This window comes from Campylobacter sp. BCW_6871 (assembly GCF_001762325.1).
GTDB lineage: Bacteria > Campylobacterota > Campylobacteria > Campylobacterales > Campylobacteraceae > Campylobacter_D > Campylobacter_D jejuni.
Genome location: NZ_MJWQ01000006.1, coordinates 1 through 2561, shown reverse-complemented (window position 1 = coordinate 2561; position 2561 = coordinate 1). Strand labels below are relative to the sequence as shown.

General features: G+C 32.3%; 3 protein-coding genes. All 3 read left to right on the top strand.

The features are described 5' to 3' along the window. Nucleotides 1–59: 59 nt before the first annotated feature. The gene (gene legB, locus AJ930_RS00570) at nucleotides 60–1031 is read left to right on the top strand and encodes a 4,6-dehydratase LegB (protein WP_070274678.1); all 972 of its coding nucleotides are present in this window, start codon (nucleotides 60–62) and stop codon (nucleotides 1029–1031) included. Beyond that, on the top strand, nucleotides 1024–2187 hold the full coding sequence (legC, locus tag AJ930_RS00565) for an aminotransferase LegC (protein ID WP_070274677.1): 1164 nt from the start codon (nucleotides 1024–1026) through the stop codon (nucleotides 2185–2187). The genes legB and legC overlap by 8 nt, the downstream gene beginning before the upstream one ends. Then, nucleotides 2184–2561 (top strand): class I SAM-dependent methyltransferase (locus tag AJ930_RS00560; protein ID WP_148115895.1); only part of this gene is annotated, 378 nt, incomplete at its 3' end. The genes legC and AJ930_RS00560, both read left to right, overlap by 4 nt.

Sequence of the window (2561 nt, the reverse complement as noted above, 5' to 3'; positions counted from 1 at the left end):
CCTTTAGAAGAAAAACTTAAAGAAAGAAAATTAGATAAATGGATGGAAAGGGTGAGAAGGTGAAAAATATTTTAGTTACAGGTGCTGATGGTTTTATAGGTTCTCATCTTTGCGAAAGTTTGGTTAAAAAAGGTTTTAAAGTCAGAGCTTTAAGTCAGTATAATTCTTTTAATTTTTGGGGACATTTAGAAAAAAGTCATTTTTTAAAAGACATGGAAGTTATAAGTGGAGATTTAAGAGACAGTTTTTTTTGCGAAAAAATCACCAAAAACATAGATGCAATCTTTCATCTTGGCGCCTTAATTGCCATACCTTACTCTTACACAGCCCCACAAAGTTATGTGGATACTAATGTCAATGGCACTTTAAATATGCTCGAAGCAGCTAAAAAAAACGAAATTTGGCATTTTATCCACACCTCAACAAGTGAAGTTTATGGCACGGCCTTTTATGTGCCTATCGATGAAAAACACCCTTTGCAACCTCAAAGCCCTTATTCTGCAAGTAAAATCGCTGCAGATATGATGGCACTAAGTTATTATAATTCTTTTAATTTAAATGTCAATATCGCACGCCCTTTTAACACCTATGGTCCAAGACAAAGCGCAAGAGCCATTATACCTACCATCATCACACAAATTTTAAGCGGAACAAAGGAAATCAAACTAGGAGATTTAAGCCCTAAAAGGGATTTAAATTTTGTGCTAGATACTTGCGAGGGTTTTATCTCTCTTTTAAATTTAAAACATTTTGGAGAAGTTTATAATATAGGCTCAGGAGTGGAATACTCCATGCAAGAAGTACTTGATCTCATACAAAAAATTTTAGATTCTAAAGTAAAAATCATCCAAGATGAACAAAGATTGCGTCCTAAAAATAGCGAAGTTTTTAGACTTTGTTGCGATGCAAGTAAGCTTAAAAAAGCTACAAATTGGCAAAGCAAGATAAGTCTAGAAGAAGGTTTAAGACAAAGCATAGAGTATTTTAAAGAAAATTTAGAAAATTATAAAAGTGAGCTTTACAATGTTTGAAAAAGAAATTTCTTTTATAAAAAGTCTTTTTAATAAAGAAAATATCGCCCTACATGAGCCTTGTTTTATAGGCAATGAGAAAAAATATCTTTTAGAATGTATCAATAGCGGTTTTGTTTCAAGCGTAGGAGAATATGTAACACGTTTTGAAGAAGCTTTAAAAGAAAAAACCAAAGTACGCTTTGTCATCGCTACAAATACAGGCACAGCAGCTCTTCATATCGCTTTACTAGCTAATGGTATCGATGAAAACTGCGAAGTCATCACTCAAAGCATAAGTTTTGTCGCCACGGCCAATGCTATCACTTATACAGGTGCAAAGCCCGTTTTTTTAGATATAGATGAAAACACTCTGAGTTTAAATCCTAAGGCTTTAGAGCATTTTTTAGAAAATCAAACTTATCAAAAAGATAATCTTAGCTATAACAAAACTACACACAAACCCATCAAAGCTTGTGTTATCATGCATACCTTTGGTTTAAGTGCTCATATAAAAGCCATCAAAGAGCTTTGTGAAAAATACCACATCCTTTTAATCGAAGATGCTGCAGAAGCCTTAGGAAGTACTTATGAAAATAAGGCCTTAGGTACTTTTGGAAAATGTGGAATTTTAAGTTTTAATGGCAATAAAATCATCACAGGTGGATGTGGTGGAGCAATATTAAGCGATGATGAAAATTTAGCCAAGCTTGCAAGACACCTTAGCACCACAGCCAAAATCTCTCATCCTTACGAATACGATCATGATAGGGTAGCTTATAATTACCGTCTTTGCAATATAAACGCAGCGATCTTGCTTGCAGGACTTGAAAATTTAGAACTTTTTTTAGAAAATAAAAGAGAACTTGCTAAAATTTACAAGGATTTTTTTAAAAATCACGATAAATGCAAATTTATCGATGAAAAAAGCAACGAAAAAAGCAATTTTTGGCTCAACACCTTGCTTTTTAAGGATGAAAATTTAAGAAATATCTTTTTAGAAGAATGCTTGAAAAATAATATTTTCGCCCGTCCTGTATGGAAAAGCTTACCAAGTTTAAAAGCTTTTCAAAACTGTCAAAGCAATGAGCTTATAAACACTAAAAAATTAGAAAAACGCTTGGTTAATTTACCTAGTAGCGTTAGAATAGCAAATAAAAACTTAGGACTATCATGAAAAAATATATATCCAATATAGAAATTTCAACAAATCAAGGTACAAATGCCCAAATTTGGGAAAATATTTTTTCTCAAAAAGAATGGGGGAAATACCCTAGCGAAAATTTAATCCGTTTTATTGCAAAGAATTTTTACAATGTTAAAGATAGAAGTAAAATAAATATACTAGAATTAGGACTTGGCACAGGTGCTAATCTTTGGTTTTGCGCTAAAGAAGGTTTCAGTGTTAGCGGCATAGAATGGAGTAAAACAGGAGTAGAAAGATTTAAGCAACGTCTAGAAAATGAAAATTTAAGTCACCATATACAAGAAATTAAAATTGGAGATTATGAACAAAAACTTGATGAATTTGAAGATGAAAGTTTTGATGCT

Coding starts and splice junctions, on each gene's coding strand:
- legC (WP_070274677.1), top strand. CDS start 1,024: ATGTTTGAAAAAGAAATTTCTTTTATAAAAAGTCTTTTTAATAAAGAA.